4 protein-coding genes are annotated in these 1,996 nt (G+C 59.1%); all 4 read right to left on the bottom strand.

Annotated features, from left to right (window positions below):
* On the bottom strand, positions 1–407 hold a 407-nt coding region (locus tag AC1DEL_RS27470), incomplete at its 3' end, for a DUF3304 domain-containing protein (RefSeq protein ID WP_477126498.1).
* Between the two features lie 22 nt (positions 408–429).
* A complete protein-coding gene (locus AC1DEL_RS27465) occupies positions 430–909 on the bottom strand; it encodes a DUF3304 domain-containing protein (RefSeq protein WP_477110925.1) in 480 nt (159 codons plus the stop codon).
* Positions 910–932: 23 nt separating this feature from the next.
* A complete protein-coding gene (locus AC1DEL_RS27460) occupies positions 933–1,373 on the bottom strand; it encodes a DUF3304 domain-containing protein (RefSeq protein ID WP_477126490.1) in 441 nt (146 codons plus the stop codon).
* A 22-nt stretch (positions 1,374–1,395) separates the two neighbouring features.
* Positions 1,396–1,734 (bottom strand): DUF3304 domain-containing protein, encoded by a 339-nt coding sequence (locus AC1DEL_RS27455; RefSeq protein ID WP_477126491.1) that lies wholly within the window; start codon positions 1,732–1,734, stop codon positions 1,396–1,398.
* Between the last annotated feature and the right edge of the window lie 262 nt (positions 1,735–1,996).

Genomic DNA, 1,996 nt, shown 5'->3' with positions numbered 1-1,996 from the left:
TCAGGATGACGGAGCGCCATCATGGTCACGAAGACCTTGACGTTGCCGTCTCGCAGAAAATGCACCGCGACCCTTCCAATTTCCTCCGGCCCATAGGGCGGCACCGGGACGATCCGCTCCTGCGGAACATCGTCGATGCGATGGACCCACCTAATCTTCGCCGTCATGCCAGGCTTGTAGATCCGTGGCACCGTGACGCAGCAAGTGAAATTGCCTCCGCCCTCGTGCGGCCAGATATTCGGGCCACCACGGCCATTGACCTCGAACGCGTAGATGCCTACATCGGTGTGGTTGTAGCCAACCATTTCCACCGAGATTGGCTCGTCGCCGCAACCGGACATTGCCAGTGACAATGCTGCTAGCAGGCCGGCTATCCACGCCCGTGGGCGCGCTACTGTGTAAGGCATGACTCTCCTCGTGGAACTGTGGTTACTTGCGCGCCTCGTCGCCCTTCAAGGGATAGTCAGGATGACGCAGAGCCATCATGGTCACGAACACCTTGACGTTGCCGTCGCGCAGAAAATGGACGGCAAACCTTCCCAATTCTTCCGGCCGATAGGGCGGGACGGAGACGACTCGCATCTGGGGAACATCCTTGATGTGGTTGACCCATCTGACTTTCACCGTCATGCCAGGTTTGTGGGCCCGTGGCACCGTGACGCAACAAGTGAAATTGCCACCGCCCTCGTGCGGGCCGATGTATGGACCGCCGTGCCCGTCTACCTCGAAGGCGTAAATCCCTTCATCGGTGTGGTTATAGCCAACCATTGACACAGCAATAGGCTCGTCGCCGCAACCGGAAATCGCTAGCGACAGTGCGGCTAGCAGACTGCCTGCCCACGCCCGTGGGCGCGTTGCTTTGAATCGATTCGTGCCGCCTGAAGCTGGTGGTGCAGCGCTGTAAGGCATGGTTCTTTCTCCAATCGATGTCGTTACAGCCGAGCTTCATCGCCCTTCAAGGGATAGTCGGGATGGTGAAGATTCATCATCGTCACGAACACCTTGACATTGCCGTCGCGCAGAAAATGCACGGCAAACCTTCCCAATTCGTCTGGCCGATAGGGAGGCACGGAGACGAATCGCACCTGTGGCACATCGTCAATGCGATTGACCCATCTGACCTTTACCGTCATACCAGGCTCGTGGACCAATGGCACCATGACGCAACACGTACGATTGCCACCGCCCCTATGCGCACCAATATTCGGGCCACCATGGCCGTTGATCTCGAATGCGTAGATCCCCACGTCCGTGTGGTTGTAGCCAACCATTGACACCGCGATGGGCTTGTCGCCGCAACCGGACACTGCCAGTGACAATGCTGCTAGCAGGCCGGCTATCCACGCCCGTGGGCGCGCTACTGTGTAAGGCATGACTCTCCTCGTGGAACTGTGGTTACTTGCGCGCCTCGTCCCCTTTCAGGGGATACGCCGGGTGACCAAGCAGCGTCATGGTCACGAACACCTTGATACTGCCGTCTCGAAGAAAATGGAGAGTCAGAAGCCCCACGTCTTCAGGGCGGTAGGGGGGCACAGGGACAATCCGCTCCTGCGGCACATCGTCGATGCGATGGACCCATCTGACCTTCGCCGTCATGCCAGGCTTGTAGACCCGTGGCACCGTGACGCAGCACGTGAACTTTCCACCGCCCTCGTGCGGCCAGATATTCGGGCCACCCCGGCCATTGACCTCGAACGCGTAGATGCCCACATCGGTGTGGTTGTATCCAACCATTGACACTGAGATTGGCTCCTCGCCGCAACCGGACACTGCCAGTGACAATGCTGCTAGCAGGCCGGCTATCCACGCCCGTGGGCGCGCTACTGTGTAAGGCATGACTCTCCTCTTGGAACTGTGGTTACTTGCGCGCCTCGTCGCCCTTCAAGGGATAGTCAGGATGACGGAGCGCCATCATGGTCACGAAGACCTTGACGTTGCCGTCTCGCAGAAAATGCACCGCGACCCTTCCAATTTCCTCCGGCCCATAGGGCGGCAC

It is taken from the genome of Cupriavidus sp. 10L43_2, assembly GCF_056395265.1.
Note: the sequence above shows the minus strand (reverse complement) of the source record. Positions and strands in the feature narration are given on the sequence as shown.

What these genes read in the sequence shown, in the direction of transcription:
- AC1DEL_RS27455 (WP_477126491.1), bottom strand. Translation starts at nt 1,734, where the DNA reads ATGGTTGGATACAACCACACCGATGTGGGCATCTACGCGTTCGAGGTC.
- AC1DEL_RS27460 (WP_477126490.1), bottom strand. Translation starts at nt 1,373, where the DNA reads ATGCCTTACACAGTAGCGCGCCCACGGGCGTGGATAGCCGGCCTGCTA.
- AC1DEL_RS27465 (WP_477110925.1), bottom strand. Translation starts at nt 909, where the DNA reads ATGCCTTACAGCGCTGCACCACCAGCTTCAGGCGGCACGAATCGATTC.